This window comes from Streptococcus sp. HF-100, assembly GCF_015594635.1.
Taxonomy (GTDB): domain Bacteria; phylum Bacillota; class Bacilli; order Lactobacillales; family Streptococcaceae; genus Streptococcus; species Streptococcus vaginalis.
Window position 1 is genome coordinate 402,992 of the sequence record NZ_JADNQV010000001.1, and the last position, 14,470, is coordinate 417,461.

At 38.2% G+C, this 14,470-nt stretch carries 11 protein-coding genes; all 11 read right to left on the reverse strand.

Features of this window, described 5'->3' with window-relative positions; genetic code table 11:
• Positions 1–65 precede the first annotated feature (65 nt).
• Positions 66–1,208, reverse strand: coding sequence for an ABC transporter permease subunit (locus tag IYQ23_RS01895; protein WP_070668177.1), 1,143 nt, complete (start codon positions 1,206–1,208; stop codon positions 66–68).
• 5 nt (positions 1,209–1,213) lie between these two features.
• Positions 1,214–2,068, reverse strand: coding sequence for an ABC transporter ATP-binding protein (locus tag IYQ23_RS01900; RefSeq protein ID WP_195673952.1), 855 nt, complete (start codon positions 2,066–2,068; stop codon positions 1,214–1,216).
• A gap of 224 nt (positions 2,069–2,292) precedes the next feature.
• A complete protein-coding gene (locus tag IYQ23_RS01905) occupies positions 2,293–3,471 on the reverse strand; it encodes a TPM domain-containing protein (RefSeq protein ID WP_174721203.1) in 1,179 nt (392 codons plus the stop codon).
• Positions 3,472–3,488: 17 nt separating this feature from the next.
• Positions 3,489–4,574, reverse strand: coding sequence for a zinc finger domain, LSD1 subclass (locus tag IYQ23_RS01910; RefSeq protein WP_049517320.1), 1,086 nt, complete (start codon positions 4,572–4,574; stop codon positions 3,489–3,491).
• A 49-nt stretch (positions 4,575–4,623) separates the two neighbouring features.
• The gene (locus tag IYQ23_RS01915) at positions 4,624–5,958 is read right to left on the reverse strand and encodes an SPFH domain-containing protein (RefSeq protein WP_195673910.1); all 1,335 of its coding nucleotides are present in this window, start codon (positions 5,956–5,958) and stop codon (positions 4,624–4,626) included.
• A gap of 417 nt (positions 5,959–6,375) precedes the next feature.
• Positions 6,376–8,994, reverse strand: coding sequence for an alanine--tRNA ligase (gene alaS / locus IYQ23_RS01920; protein ID WP_195673911.1), 2,619 nt, complete (start codon positions 8,992–8,994; stop codon positions 6,376–6,378).
• A 54-nt stretch (positions 8,995–9,048) separates the two neighbouring features.
• On the reverse strand, positions 9,049–9,618 hold the full coding sequence (locus tag IYQ23_RS01925) for an LURP-one-related/scramblase family protein (RefSeq protein WP_195673912.1): 570 nt from the start codon (positions 9,616–9,618) through the stop codon (positions 9,049–9,051).
• A gap of 138 nt (positions 9,619–9,756) precedes the next feature.
• Positions 9,757–10,695, reverse strand: a complete 939-nt coding sequence (gene prsA, locus IYQ23_RS01930; protein ID WP_195673913.1) for a peptidylprolyl isomerase PrsA — start codon at positions 10,693–10,695, stop codon at positions 9,757–9,759.
• 106 nt (positions 10,696–10,801) lie between these two features.
• Positions 10,802–11,485 (reverse strand): O-methyltransferase, encoded by a 684-nt coding sequence (locus tag IYQ23_RS01935; protein WP_195673914.1) that lies wholly within the window; start codon positions 11,483–11,485, stop codon positions 10,802–10,804.
• A 1-nt stretch (position 11,486) separates the two neighbouring features.
• Entirely contained in the window at positions 11,487–13,289 is a 1,803-nt protein-coding gene (gene pepF, locus IYQ23_RS01940) for an oligoendopeptidase F (RefSeq protein ID WP_195673915.1), read from the reverse strand.
• Positions 13,241–14,272: a competence protein CoiA gene (locus tag IYQ23_RS01945; RefSeq protein WP_195672952.1), complete on the reverse strand. Its 1,032-nt coding sequence runs from the start codon at positions 14,270–14,272 to the stop codon at positions 13,241–13,243. The genes pepF and IYQ23_RS01945 overlap by 49 nt, the downstream gene beginning before the upstream one ends.
• Positions 14,273–14,470 lie beyond the last annotated feature (198 nt).

Genomic DNA, 14,470 nt, shown 5'->3' on the forward strand with positions numbered 1-14,470 from the left:
GAGGAAATATATTCTTCCACTTAGAAATAATAAACCTGAAAAATAGTTTCATTATCTTCGTCACCTCACAGATTAATCCGTATTTTTTGTTTTTTGATAATGATAGCATTAAACAATATAGTTAGAAATATCATCAAAGATAATATCAGGAAAAAATTTAAATAAAAATTTGAAAAAAGAAATGTTTCTGAATCCGATAATTTAAGTAACATTGACTCAGTATTAATATTTGATATAGGACAAAAAGTTAATAGCTTATTTACAATTCCACCTTTGAATATCTGCAACAATAACTGTGGTAAAAAGAATACGCCCAGTGATAATGATAGAGTTGTAAATGTACTTTTAGTGAAATAAGAGATAAAGGACGTTGTCGAACTTACGAGTAGTAAAGCAATAAAATGATATACTAGAACAACTAGATACAATTGAATAAAATTCAATGAGAGAGGTAAGCTATACAAATTCCAATAAAAATTCATTTGAATACTCGTATCCCAACCACTTAGGCCAAAATAGTAAGCAAAAAATGCAAATATAAGCCCATGAATTAAAATGAAGCTTGACAAAAAAATTAAAAACGTTGCTCCTACCTTGGAGTAAGTTAATTTAGTCCTACCAAATTTAGTTGTCAATAATAGCGGAAGAATCCCATTCATTTTATCTCCTGAAAATACAGGAGATAAAATATAGATAAGTAATATTCCAATTAACATAAAAGTCGCACTCAACAGTTGAAAAAGCTGATTCCATGATGCAAAATTTCCTAATTTAATAGAATCCAAAGGTACCGTTAGGCCTAAGTCGTCAACTTTTTTTAACTTCACATTTTTAATGTCGAAACTTCCATTTTTTTTGTAATTCTCCAATTCACGGTCATAAGAAGAATTATTAAGTATAAATTCTTTTGAGACATACCATGAAAATATATCAAAAAAGCCTGATTTCGTATTTTTAGCATTATTCTCTACAGATTGCGTAATAATCGATTCAATTTTATCATCGGATAAAGAACCTGCATATTTATTTGCAATTTCTGTATTTAAAGCAATGGAATCTCTTCCTCGTATTTTATCGGTGGAATATCCACTAAGTTGACCGTTTAGAAAAATGCCATAGAGCAGACCAGCTAGGATAAGTACAGCTACCACTAACCCAGCATAACTACTTGTCTTTTTCAACAATTTCTTTATTTCAAACAATAACATTTTACTTATCCTTTCCTAAAATAATATAAGTATAAATCTTCCAGACTTGGCTCCATTTTTATAGCATTGATAGTCGGCTTTTGGTCACTGATAATTCTTAGCACTGTGCCGTTAGAACTTACTCTTTGATTTACGATAGTATAGTCATTATAAATATTTAAATCCTCTGTTTCTGCATGGGGTATTTCCCATACTTTATTTTTTACCAAAGAAATAAGTTCCTGAGGACTTCCCACTTCTCTAAATTCTCCATCTTTTAATAGCAATATATACTTAGCTATACTTTCAATATCTGAAACGATATGCGTAGATAATATAACTATCTTATTCGTAGAAAGAGAACTGATAAGATTCCTAAATTTCACGCGCTCTTGTGGATCTAAACCGACTGTCGGTTCATCCAAAACAAGAATCTTAGGATCATTAATGAGCGCTTGAGCAATCCCTAGTCTCTGTTTCATACCACCTGAATAAGTTGAAATTTTTTTATCCTTTACTTCTGATAAACCAACTATTCTCAAGAGGCTCCTAACTTGCTCGTTCATTTCGCGATGCGGTACTCCTTTTAAATAAGACAAATATTTCATAAATTCATAACCTGTAAACTCGGGATAGTATGTGAAATTTTGTGGTAAATAGCCTAATAAAGCATAAAACTCCTCTGTAACTATGGGTTTATTATCCCATAGTACTTCTCCTGAATCAGATGAAATAACTTTACAAATAATATTTAACAGAGTACTCTTACCAGATCCATTTGCTCCTAATAGTCCATAGACCCCTTCTGAGAGTGAGCATGATATATCTTTCAAAACATTCTTTTCACCGTATGTCTTACTAATATTTTTTATTGATAACATTGCAGTACCTCTCATATGTTTTATTATAAGATTCAATAAATTACCTAAAATAATTATACCGCAAAATGATAGCGTTTTCAATTTTTCGTTGAATTTTCCTAGAAATAAAATTATTGTGGACAACATCGTTTAAAAATTTTAAAATTCGCCCCGTTGTAAAATGAAGTGTAATAAAAAGGCCAGCATAAATATCCTGACCTTTTTTAACTTCCACTATTATCCATCTAAAAACTTCCACCACTGCCCCCGTGACTTCTGTCTGATGAAGATGTATGTGTGCTACTACCCCCAGAATCACTGGAGCTGCTAGGCTCCGGTTTTACTTTCTTATCTACATTTGAGTAGAGGAAGAATTCTTGAGCATTGGTAATCTGGAGACTATTTTTCTTGATGTAATCAGTGGCTCCGGTTTGATGATAGACAGATTTGAGCTGACCTTTCATTCCTGTTACAATGAGAAAGGCGAGACCAAAGCCAATAGCCAATGCTCCAGGAATCCAGTACCAACTTAAAGGCTCCTTAGGGAGATTTTTTACATCATAAGGCTGCCCTTTTCGTGCTTGAGTGAGGAATTCATCACACTGCTCAGCGTAGGTTGTAAAAGCAGCATTGTAGTCACCATCTTTTAAATCAGGCAAGAACTGCTTTGATAGGTAGTCTAAGCCAGCATCGGTAAAAGCAGTGATGCCGTAGCCTGTCGTTGAAATATGCCACTTCCGTTCTGCCATACTGATTAAGAAAAGCAACCCATCATGATTTTTTCCTTGACCGTAGCCATTGTAGTCGAAGTAGTCATCTGCGAAGTCTTGAGCACTTTTTCCTTCCAGACTCTTAACGGTCACGACAACGACATCGCATTTTTGGCGTTTGCTAACATCTTTGAGCTTTGCTAACAAGGTTTTTTCTTGATCCGGCTTCAGCAAGTCCGCTTCATCTACCAGTAATGGATTGGCCGATGCATTGAGCAATTTGGTTACTTTATTGAGATAATACCGAACACCGCTATAAATATTTTTCCCACTCTCAAAAGCTTTCCAAAGTATGTCGTCACTCTTTGCTCCTAGCTTTTCTTTAGCGTTTCCGGCATAATATAGGATCCATTCATTTTTTTCTTTATCAACAGCAAGGAGAATACCTTCAGCTGTGCCTGCAGATTCTTGATAAACCTTTTCAGCATAAGACAAAATACCATCTTCACCTACTGATTTTGCTGCTAAAAAGTAAACTTTAAAATGATATTGTTCTTCAATAGCTTTAGCCGCTTTGTTAATCTCTGTTATTTCCTTGCTTGAAAAGGCTGAGACTTCATCACGAATATAGCTGGTTTCTTCTGCACAGACAGTCCCAATCATGAGAAAGGAGAGAAGAAGAGTTGTCAGTAATGTTATGAATTTCTTCAACATAATCTCATCCTCCCTTCTTACAGTAAGTGAATCATCCATACAGCCGCATAACTAACTAAACTTGCTGCCACGCCCAGTCCAATTAGCCAACGTCTATAAGCTTGCTTGTCTAAGGGCAAATCTCCGACGAATTTACCAGTCTGACCATTCATCGCAAAGACAAACTTTTTGCCCTTCCAAGTCGTATTTAAGAGCCAAACTGGATAGAGAACATACTTAGTTGAACCATTTATCAAGCGAATATTCGAAGATTCTGGGGTAACGGTAGAAAACCCCGTAACTGTATCTTCAAAGGCTTCCTCCGTGCTTTGCTTGACACGGCTGTTAGCATGAGTAATGCTCTCCTCGGCTCCGACATCATATTTATCTGCTAGGTATCCTGCTAGGTAAGCTGTCTGAAAATCAACAGCTTCTGAAAAATCAAAGGGTTCAATGGATTCCATTAATTGATCATCCAATTTACTTGAACCGTCTACCGGGATATGTTCAAACGCTAACTGACCGGAACGAATAACTGAAAAATAGCTTGTTTCGGTATAGTCATACTCACTATCACTCCATGTTCTAATCCTGCTTGCTTTATAATGAACATCCGCATCTGCTTCTGTGTCAAAAAGCCAGAACGGAACATAAACCCCCTTTACTTCATCAATATGATTTTGGTCTTTAAAAACTTTTGGCAAGAGGCGTTTCCCCATGAGATGCTTGTTCAGATTCGCCTTTGCTGCCTTTTTATCTAATTTGAATGGAATCACATAATCTGGCTTTAAATCACCAGCAAAGCGTCCCATCATAACAACAGGATTATCGCAGAATGGACACGAAGTGGCTGCTGTTGACTCGTCAGCAACAATTTCACCACCACAAGATTTACAGACATAAACTGATAGCTGATCAATCTCGCCCGTATCCCATTCACCACCAGCCTGCGTGCTCCAGGTCATATTTTCATCAGTCTGGGTTTTTAATTGTTCATCCAATTCCTTCAAACTTGACATATCCAATTCGGAATCACAATAAGGGCACTTCATTTTCTGGATTGAACTATTAAATTCAAGAGCACCACCACAATTTGGACATTTATATTCTTGTAAATCAGCCATGATGACCTCCTTTCTACTGTCATCGAGCTATGAGATAGTTAGAAAAGTTTTAAACAAGGTCATTTTCATCAAATACATTGCCACATTCTGGGCAGAATTTAGGTGGATTATAAGCATCTTCTGGTTGCCAGCCACAATTGCTGCAACGGTATTGACGTTGGGGTTCTGGCTTAGGTTTTCCACAGTTTGAACAGAATTTACCTTTATTTACAGCGCCGCAAGTACAAGTCCAGCTGTCACTCACAGGTTTTGGTGAACCGCATTCAGGACAGAATTTACCTGAAGCTTCATGTCCATTTGGACAAGTCCATTTATCCGTAGTAGTTTGGGTTTGAGAGGCTGCACTCGCTGTTGGCGTTTGCTGACTAGCGGCCTGCTCTTGTCCCATCGCAAAAAGATTTTGGGCATTCATACCGCCTGCGCCCGCTGCCATTCCTACTCCCATAAAGCCAGTCATCGCACCGCCTGGATTTTCAGCCGCTGCTTTCATAGCATCTGCCTGTGCACCGACTAAGGTAGCCGCTGCCATGGTTGGGTCCTTCATAATAGCCACACGTTGAGCCTGCTTAATCATTTCAGCATCTTCGTCTGGAAGAGTTACTGAACCAAGAGCTACACTGATGACTTTCAAACCACGAAGCTCGCCCCATTTGCTAGAGAGTGCTTCATTCATAGCATTTTCGAGTTCTGTATTATGGCTAACGATTTGATTTGGCCGCAATTCTAGATCAGATAATGCAGCGAAAGCTGGTTGGAGGGCACTGATAAATTCGGTTTTTAGCTGTGATTCTAATTCTTCACGCAAATATTCTTTTTCAACATTGCCACAGACATTGGTATAGAAAAGAAGTGGGTCTGCAATCTTATAAGAATAAACACCAGAACAACGGACAGAAACATCCACATCTAAGCCGATTTTTGAATCCACCACACGAAACGGAATCGGATTTGGAGTGCCAAACTTATTATCAATCAGCTCTTTTGTATTGAAATAATAAACACGCTGATCTTTGCCTGTATCACCACCATAAGTGAACCGTTTTCCGATTTGTTTGAAGGTCTCCTTAATGGAATCACCTAAATTACCTGTAAAAATGCTCGGCTCGCTAGAGGTGTCGTAAGTGAATTGACCGGGCTCAGCACAAACTTCGACAATTTTTCCCTGCTCAACAATCATCATACACTGACCGTCTGCAACAGCAATTCCAGAACCATTCGAAATAATGTTGTCGCTGCCCTTCGTATTAGATGAACGTCCAGATACTTGCTTTTGTCCTTTGACCACCATGACGGACTTGTCCATGGCATCACAGTAAAAGAATTCTTTCCATTGGTCAGCCAATACGCCGCCTACGGCACCAATTCCTGCTTTAATGAGTCCCATAAGAATCTCCTTTCTCTCTTTAAAAAGCATGTTTCCGTTACCTTAAACTGTACTACTGAACGACATCATCTCCTTTGTCATAAATTTGTGAGTTTTTACAAAAAATCATACGCTAACTGGCAATATTTGTCTTTTTATCGCAACATAATTAGCTGTATGAAAGCGTTTTATCTCCAAAACTATTTTACCATATTTTTATAAAATTGTAACTATCAAAAATATGAAAGCTATTTTTGGATTTATAAAACGCCAGAACTTAATCGTACAAATAAAAAAACGAATAATTCCGATGTTCTGACTAACAGAATATCGAAACTGTTCGTTTTTTGTATGATTTTTATGCAACTCTCTTAGATTTCATTTTTTGAAATCCTTGTAGAGACAAGCACAGATCTATCTCACTTAAAGTATATGACATTATACTTTTTCAGGAACAGCTGTAAGTAATTCTTGAATAGCTGCTTGGTTGCTTCCTCCAGCCATAGCCATGTCTGGTTTACCACCACCACGACCATTTACGATTGGAGCAAGTTCCTTGATTAAATTGCCAGCATGAATATCTTTTGTCTTGCTAGCCACAAGGACATTCACTTTCTCACCAATGGCTGCCACAAGGACAAGAACGTCTGAATAGTCTTTTTGTTTCCAAGTGTCTGCAAAAGTGCGTAGAGCACCCGCATCAGATACAGAAACTTGGCTGGCAATAAAGCTGTGTCCATTAGCTTCCTGAACATTCTTGAAGACTTCACCTGAAGCAGCTGCTGCTGCTTTTTCTTTCAGTTCAGCATTTTCTTTTTGCAATTGGCGAAGTTGTTCTTGCAAGGCTTCAACCTTACGCGAAACTTCTTTCATTTGTGGGACTTTCAGTGTCGTTGCAATAGCTTTCAAAGCATCTTCTTCCTCACGGTAAGCTTCAAATGCTTCTTTGCTCGTCACAGCGAGGATACGACGAGTTCCTGAGCCGATTCCTTCTTCTTTGACAATCTTGAAAAGACCAATTTCAGAAGTATTCTTCATGTGAGTACCACCACACAGCTCAATAGAGTAATCTCCAATTGTCACCACACGAACTTCTTTGCCATATTTTTCACCAAAGAGAGCCATTGCTCCCATTTCTTTAGCCGTATCAATGTCTGTTTCAATCGTTTTGATGTCAATCGCTTCCCAGATTTTTTCATTGACTTCTTGCTCAATACGACGTAGTTCTTCTGCTGTAACTGCTTGGAAATGAGTGAAGTCAAAGCGAAGAAATTCTACTTCATTGAGAGAGCCTGCTTGCGTTGCGTGTTTGCCTAAAACATTGTGAAGAGCCGCATGAAGCAAGTGTGTTGCTGTGTGATTCTTCATAACACGGTGACGACGATTGTGGTCAATTTCAAGCTTATACTCTTGGTTTAATGCGAGTGGTGCTACCACTTCTACCGTATGGAGCGGTTGTCCGTTTGGCGCTTTTTGAACATCTACGACTTGTGCAACGAGATTGCCTGCAAGGTCAAAGATTTGTCCGTGGTCTGCTACTTGTCCGCCCATTTCAGCATAAAATGGCGTTTCTGCAAAAACGAGGTAAGCCTTACCAGAAGTCACTTCTTCTACTTCTTTATCATCTGCCACAATCGCAACCAACTTCGCAGATAAAGCCTCTTTTTCATAGTTAAAGTGGCTTTCAGCTGTAATGTTTTGCAAGGTTTCATTTTGCATGCCCATAGATCCACCTTTAACAACACTAGCCCGTGCGCGTTCTTGCTGCTCTTTCATAGCAGCTTCAAAGCCTTCGCGGTCTACTGTCATACCAGCTTCTTCGGCAATTTCTTCGGTCAATTCTACTGGGAAACCATAGGTATCATACAGTTTAAAGACATCCGTTCCTGAAATAACAGACTGTCCTTTTTCCTTTAACTCTTCTACAATGCTTTGTGCAAAGTGTTGACCGGAATGAAGCGTGCGAGCAAAGGACTCTTCTTCACTTTTGATGATTTTTTCGATAAAATCTTGCTTTTCAAGCACTTCTGGATAATAGCTTTCCATAATTTTTCCGACAGTTGGAACAAGTTTGTAAAGGAAAGGCTCATTGATTCCTAATTTTTGACCATGCATCGAAGCACGACGGAGCAAGCGACGCAGAACATAGCCACGTCCTTCATTTCCTGGAAGCGCACCATCGCCAATAGCAAATGACAGAGAGCGGATATGGTCTGCAATGACCTTGAAACTCATATTGTCACCGTCTGGATTGTAATTCTTACCGGATAACTTCTCTACTTCACGAATAATCGGCATAAAGAGGTCTGTTTCAAAATTAGTTTTTGCCCCTTGAATAACAGCTACAAGACGCTCTAGACCTGCACCCGTATCAATATTTTTGTGAGGCAGCTCCTTGTATTCACTTCTTGGAACAGCTGGATCAGCATTGAATTGGGACAAAACAATATTCCAAATTTCAATATAACGATCATTTTCAATATCTTCTGCAAGCAAACGAATTCCTTGATGTTCAGGGTCAAATGCTTCCCCACGGTCAAAGAAGATTTCTGTATCTGGTCCAGAAGGTCCTGCACCAATTTCCCAGAAATTGTCTTCAATTGGAATCAAATGACTTGGATCGACACCAACTGAAATCCAACGATTATAAGAATCATGATCATCTGGATAGTAAGTCATGTAGAGCTTGTCTTTTGGAAAATCAAACCACTCAGGACTAGTCAGGAGCTCAAAAGCCCATTCAATCGCTTCATCACGGAAATAATCACCAATAGAAAAATTCCCCAGCATTTCAAACATAGTATGATGACGTGCTGTTTTTCCGACATTTTCAATGTCATTCGTCCGAATCGCTTTCTGCGCATTGGTAATCCGTGGATTTTCTGGAATAATGGTCCCGTCGAAATATTTCTTTAATGTTGCTACGCCAGAGTTAATCCAGAGTAGGGTCGGGTCATTGACTGGTACTAGACTAACAGACGGTTCGACAGCATGACCTTTTGAAGCCCAAAAATCTAGCCACATTTGGCGTACTTGAGCACTTGATAATTGTTTCATTTTCTTCTCCTTAAAACATTTCTCTAACTGATTTTTCTATTGCCCATGTGAGTTTTAAGAACTACTTTCAAGAGCTTCTACATAGTCAATAGCCACACACAATGAAATCACTAAATCCGCATAGGCATCTTCATAAACTACAACTTGATAAGTGGACATCAGGTGCAAGAGTTCTTTTGAAATCTCTGCAATCACTTGTCCCTGCGCATCCAGCAGACGAAATTCTAAATCCCAGATATTCCCCTCGATGCGCAGACCTAAGTTGTCAAATTCATATTTATCTCGTAAAAAAGTGAATTTTTTACGGATATAAAAACTCAAACCATTGCGCAATTGAATTTCAAATTGAGGTAAGACTGTTAGCACAGTCTTTTGAATTTGGCTGACCACTTCACCCTTGTCATCATAAATCGTAAAGGTTTTGGGAATTTTTAAAAAGCTCCCCTCTACTTGATAATCAATGTTTCCACGATCGTCTTTGATGTCAAACTTCTCACCACCAAAGCGAAATTTTTGTTTTACAAGATAGGTCTTCATGACGATCCCTCGCAAAAAGACAAGTCCACTAGACGAAGGGCGAAAAACCGCGGTACCACCTTCATTCAATGAACTTGTCATTCTCATTATGTATGCAATTTTTTTCTTTGAGTAGCATGATTTTTGTTCTTACATGGCTTGCAGCACCGCCAATTCTCTGGGCTAAGAGGTCAAAAATCAATTCTCAATAGTCCTATTATACTCACTTATGAGCTTTTCGTCAACTTATTTTGATGAAGATGACGAACTAGATGTTGATTTGCTATCTGACTTGACATATTGTGAGAATAGACTTTGGAAAGCTTGATCTTTCACTTTAATATTGGCTGCTTGTAATTCTTTGGCAACAATTTTTTGGATAAAGGTTCGATCATTTTGCTTTTGTGTCAAGATAACATTTTTCAGTTGTTTCTTGTAGTCTTTCCAATTCGCTGATTTTTCAGACTTACTATTTAGTTTCACAATATAATAACTTGAAGAATAAGTTGATGATTTGACGGTGATAACATCCGAAATACCGTTTGCTTCAAGAGCAAAAGCAGCCTTTTTAACAGCATCTGGAACATCTGTTGAAGCCGAGTCAAACTTCACTTCGCCACCCTTATCTTTTGTCTTCTTATCTGTAGAATTTTCTTTGGCAATTTGTCCGAAATCAGCACCTTCGGCTTTTGCTTTCTCCAGCACTTCCTTTGCCTTGTCTTGACTGTCAACTTTGATGATTTGAGCAGTCACTTCTGGTGTATAAGATTCGTATGCTTTTTTATAATTTGCATCTGTCAATTCTTTTTCAGCTGCTTTTTTGACAGCATATTCGACCAATTTATTGGTTCTGATTTGTTCACGATAAGTATCTTCCGTCAATCCTGCTCTTGCCAATACTTGTTGGAAAGCAGTTCCGTAAGTGCTCTTACTCTTATTGAACGTTTCATTGACTTCTTTTTCTGTAACATGTTTACCATAGCTCTTTTCAAAAACTTCTTGAATGGTCATATTGAGAAGTACTTGTTGAGCGGCTGCATTATTTTTCACTTTGTTATAGAAATCATTGACAGTGATTGTATTTCCTTTCATCGTGATAATATCTTTACCACCAGCTTGCGAGCATGCCGCTAATGTTACAACTGACAAAAGCGTAATAGCTCCTGCTAGAATTTTTTTCTTCATTATGAAAACTCCTTTTTTTAATTCACTTTCTTATTGTACCATAAAATAGATTTAATATCTTAAATTTTCCTAAAAACTGTGAAAGTTTAGGAAAATATTAAGAATCTCATTCTTTTCTAATCATTAGAATGCCGTCACCAAGAGGCAACAAAGTTGCAGTCAAGTCAGGTTGATCTAGTGTTTTATCAAATAATTGGTGCAACCCTCGATAAATCGTTCGTTGACCTCGACGCACTTCACTCATCTCCTTTGTGACATCTCCACCTTGAAAAACATCATCTATGATGATAATTCCTCCTGAAGAAAGGCGCTTCAGAACTTCTGGCAGAAAGACAACGTATTTGGACTTAGCAGAGTCCATAAAGACAAAGTCATAGCAATCTTTCAAATGAGGAAGAATATCCATTGCGTCTCCTTCCAGCAATGTAATTTGCCTGCGCTTATCAAACTTAGAAAAGTTTGCTTTGGCAAGAGCAATCATTTCTGGATTGCGATCAATCGTTGTGATTTGAGCCTGCGGTGCATGTTCTGCCATTAAAAGAGCTGAAAAGCCAATGGCTGTTCCAATTTCCAAAATCTTTTCTGGCTGTAAAGTTTCTAATAGAAAACGAAAATAAGCAACTGTTTCATGAGGAATAATGGGAATATTTTCTGCATGAGCAAAAGTTTCGAGCTCTTTTAAAGAGCCCGAAACTTGCTTTTGCCGTGTCCGCATAAAATCGACGATTTCTTCTTTGACAACGGGACGACGCATATTGTGATTAGCATTTTTACTATAGGATTCGACCATTTTATGCCAGTCCTAACTTTTCTACGAGTACTTCAAATTCATCAAGACGACGTTCAAAGACTGCAAAGGCAGCATTGAGATAGTCTTCTTTTTCCATATCTACACCAGCTTTTTTAATGACATTCAGCGGATAATCAGAATTTCCTGCTTTCAAGTAGTTGAGATACTTCTCTTTATCTTCTTGCGTTCCGTTGACAATCTTATCTGCTAAGGCAGAAGCAGCTGAGAAACCGGTTGAGTATTGAAAAACATAGTAATCATAGTAGAAGTGCGGAATGCGAGCCCATTCGTATTGAATTTGTGGGTTGTCTTCTTTCGTCAAACCATAATATTTTTCATTCAAATCTGCGTACAAATCATTCAAAAATTCACTCGTCAAGACTTGACCTTCTTGGTCAGCTTTGTGAATGGCATGTTCAAACTCGGCAAATTGAGTTTGGCGGAAAACAGTTCCACGGAAACCGTCCAAGAAATGATTCAGAATCGCAAAGCGGGTTTGATCGTCATCTACTTCTTCCAATAATTTCTCCGTCAGGATATTTTCATTGGTCGTAGAAGCAATCTCAGCTAAGAAAATAGAATAATCTCCGTAAACGTATGGCTGATTTTCACGAGTATAGCTAGAATGCATACTGTGACCTGTTTCATGAACCAGCGTGAAAAGATTGTCCAACGTATCTTGCCAGTTGAGCAACATAAAAGCATTGGTATCGTAAGAACCACCAGAATAAGCCCCAGAGCGCTTGCCTTGGTTTTCATAAACATCAATCCAACGATCTGAAAAGGCTTCTTTTACTCGACCTAGATAATCTTCTCCAAGGATAGCTAAGACTTCTTCTGCTTTCATCAAGGCTTCCTCATAAGTAAATTTGTAATCTGCTTCTGACAATGGTGTATAGAGGTCATACATTTTCAAATCAGAAAGGCCTAAAATCTTTGCACGTAGGGCAATGTAGCGATGTAAGAGTGGCAAGTGTTTGTTGACCGCAGACACTAAGCTATCATAAACACTTTCTGGAATAAAGTTAGCAGACAAAGCAGCTTCACGCGCAGAAGAAAAATTACGAACTTTGGCATTGTAATTATGAACTTTAACATTCGTTTGGAGAGTCTTGGCGTAAGTGTGTTGATATTGCTCATAGACGCTGTAAAGCGCTTCATAAGCTTCCTTGCGGACTGTACGATTTTTCGACTCCACTAAACTAATGTAATTTCCGTGCGTTAATTGCACTTCATTACCTTCTTCGTCGTGTACAGTTGGAAAGACAATATCAGCATTGTCCAAGATTCCAAAAGTATCACCTGCAGCACTAAAAATTTCACCAGCTCCTGCCAACAATTCTTCTTCACGTTGAGAAAGGATGTGAGGTTTCTTTTGCAGCAACTTATCAAAGAAGTGCTGATAGATTTGCAATTCAGGCTTTTCAGCTAAGAAAGTCTGATATTGCTCGTCTGTGATTGCCATAAATTCTGGCTCATAAAAAGCAAAGGCTTGTCCGAACTCGCTATAAATGGTCATTCCTTTTGCTTGGTATTCTTGATATTTTGCCACGCGCGTATCTTGGTCATTTTTCATGTGAGCATAGGAATAGAGTTTTTCGATACGACGCATCAAGTCCAATTGGATTTCTGTTGTTTTTAAGAGGCTGTCAGCTGAATCCAAAAGGTGACCTGCTAAGTTGCTGGCTTCTTTTAATTCTTTTGAAACTTGACTTAACTCTGCCTCAAAAGCTTCATCTGTTGGGAAAATCGTTGTTAGGTTCCAAGTGTATTTTTCTTCAATTTCATTTCTTTGTTTTGCCATAAAATTTCCTCCGTCTTTCCTATTTTATCATAAATATTGCCAAAAATCTTTGCATAAAAAGCTGGAGGATAGAGAATTTGGAGATTTTTATTCTTTTCCTTTTCATAATAAGCTGAAAATTGCTGGTAATAAGGTGTGAGGTCTTGAAAAATCTGGCAGAAAGAGCTGGCACGAACAGGCTGAACCTGCGGATAAAAGTCACTAGCTGTTTTGATTAATAAATTATCACCTGCTTGGTACAATTCTGCCTGCCATTTCATCCATTTGGGCTGCTGATAATAGAGCTGCTGGCGCACATAACGGCAAATATTTTTATCTTCTTTTGCCAGAAAACTCGTCATCTCCTGCTTGCAGAATGGCTGACGAAAGATGTCTAAAAGGTTTCCTTTACCAAAAGCAAAACTTTTCTCCTTATACTGAACCTTGCCATGCAAATCTTCATGAATCAAGTATTTAAGCCTCAAAAGCTGTTTTTGTTCGTCCAATTCCCACAGATGAAAGCCCATATTTTGACTGAAATAGAGAAAGTCCTTTTGTAAATTGGTCAAGGTATTTTTCAGCCAAAGTTTCTTTCCCAAGAGCCAAAGGACGCGATAACCATGCTGACGATAACTGTCCGTACGCTCTTTTAAGCGTTTTTGACTAAGCGAGCTACACTGAACTTCAAGCGCAATTTGTTTTTCAACTAACAAATCTGCGATTTGCTGCAATTCTGGTAAATAAGCTTCTACTTGAATCGCATGATTGGATTTTCTAGCCCAAGTAAACAAAGCAGCTTTCAGATTTAGGTGCTCTGCACTTTCATTTTCCGTAGAAAAATGGCAGTTTTTCAAGGAAATATGAGCAAAATGCGATCGCATCACCTTGCCATTCTTAAATCGCACCGCTTCCTTACAAGCCGGGCAGAGAAACCTATCCAACGGATTTACCGTATCTTCCACAGCATTTAGCATTTTTCCGTTTTCCTGACAAGCCATTAACATAGATTATTTTCCCCTTTTACTTAAATTATTCGTAAAAAAAGAGTAAAACAGAACTAAAATTTGAAATTTTTTAATTCTGTCTCACCCGTAAAGTTACTTAATAGTCTCTCAGACTGTCAAAGTGGGGAATGACGCAAACGATGTTTTCGTCAAAAGTGCTCTTTTGAGCTTAAAAAGCAAACAACGTTAAAACTCGTT

Excerpts from the sequence above, each read along its gene's own strand:
- IYQ23_RS01895 (WP_070668177.1), bottom strand. The coding sequence starts at position 1,208 with ATGTTATTGTTTGAAATAAAGAAATTGTTGAAAAAGACAAGTAGTTAT.
- IYQ23_RS01900 (WP_195673952.1), bottom strand. The coding sequence starts at position 2,068 with ATGTTATCAATAAAAAATATTAGTAAGACATACGGTGAAAAGAATGTT.
- IYQ23_RS01905 (WP_174721203.1), bottom strand. The coding sequence starts at position 3,471 with ATGTTGAAGAAATTCATAACATTACTGACAACTCTTCTTCTCTCCTTT.
- IYQ23_RS01910 (WP_049517320.1), bottom strand. The coding sequence starts at position 4,574 with ATGGCTGATTTACAAGAATATAAATGTCCAAATTGTGGTGGTGCTCTT.
- IYQ23_RS01915 (WP_195673910.1), bottom strand. The coding sequence starts at position 5,958 with ATGGGACTCATTAAAGCAGGAATTGGTGCCGTAGGCGGCGTATTGGCT.
- alaS (WP_195673911.1), bottom strand. The coding sequence starts at position 8,994 with ATGAAACAATTATCAAGTGCTCAAGTACGCCAAATGTGGCTAGATTTT.
- IYQ23_RS01925 (WP_195673912.1), bottom strand. The coding sequence starts at position 9,618 with ATGAGAATGACAAGTTCATTGAATGAAGGTGGTACCGCGGTTTTTCGC.
- prsA (WP_195673913.1), bottom strand. The coding sequence starts at position 10,695 with ATGAAGAAAAAAATTCTAGCAGGAGCTATTACGCTTTTGTCAGTTGTA.
- IYQ23_RS01935 (WP_195673914.1), bottom strand. The coding sequence starts at position 11,485 with ATGGTCGAATCCTATAGTAAAAATGCTAATCACAATATGCGTCGTCCC.
- pepF (WP_195673915.1), bottom strand. The coding sequence starts at position 13,289 with ATGGCAAAACAAAGAAATGAAATTGAAGAAAAATACACTTGGAACCTA.
- IYQ23_RS01945 (WP_195672952.1), bottom strand. The coding sequence starts at position 14,272 with ATGTTAATGGCTTGTCAGGAAAACGGAAAAATGCTAAATGCTGTGGAA.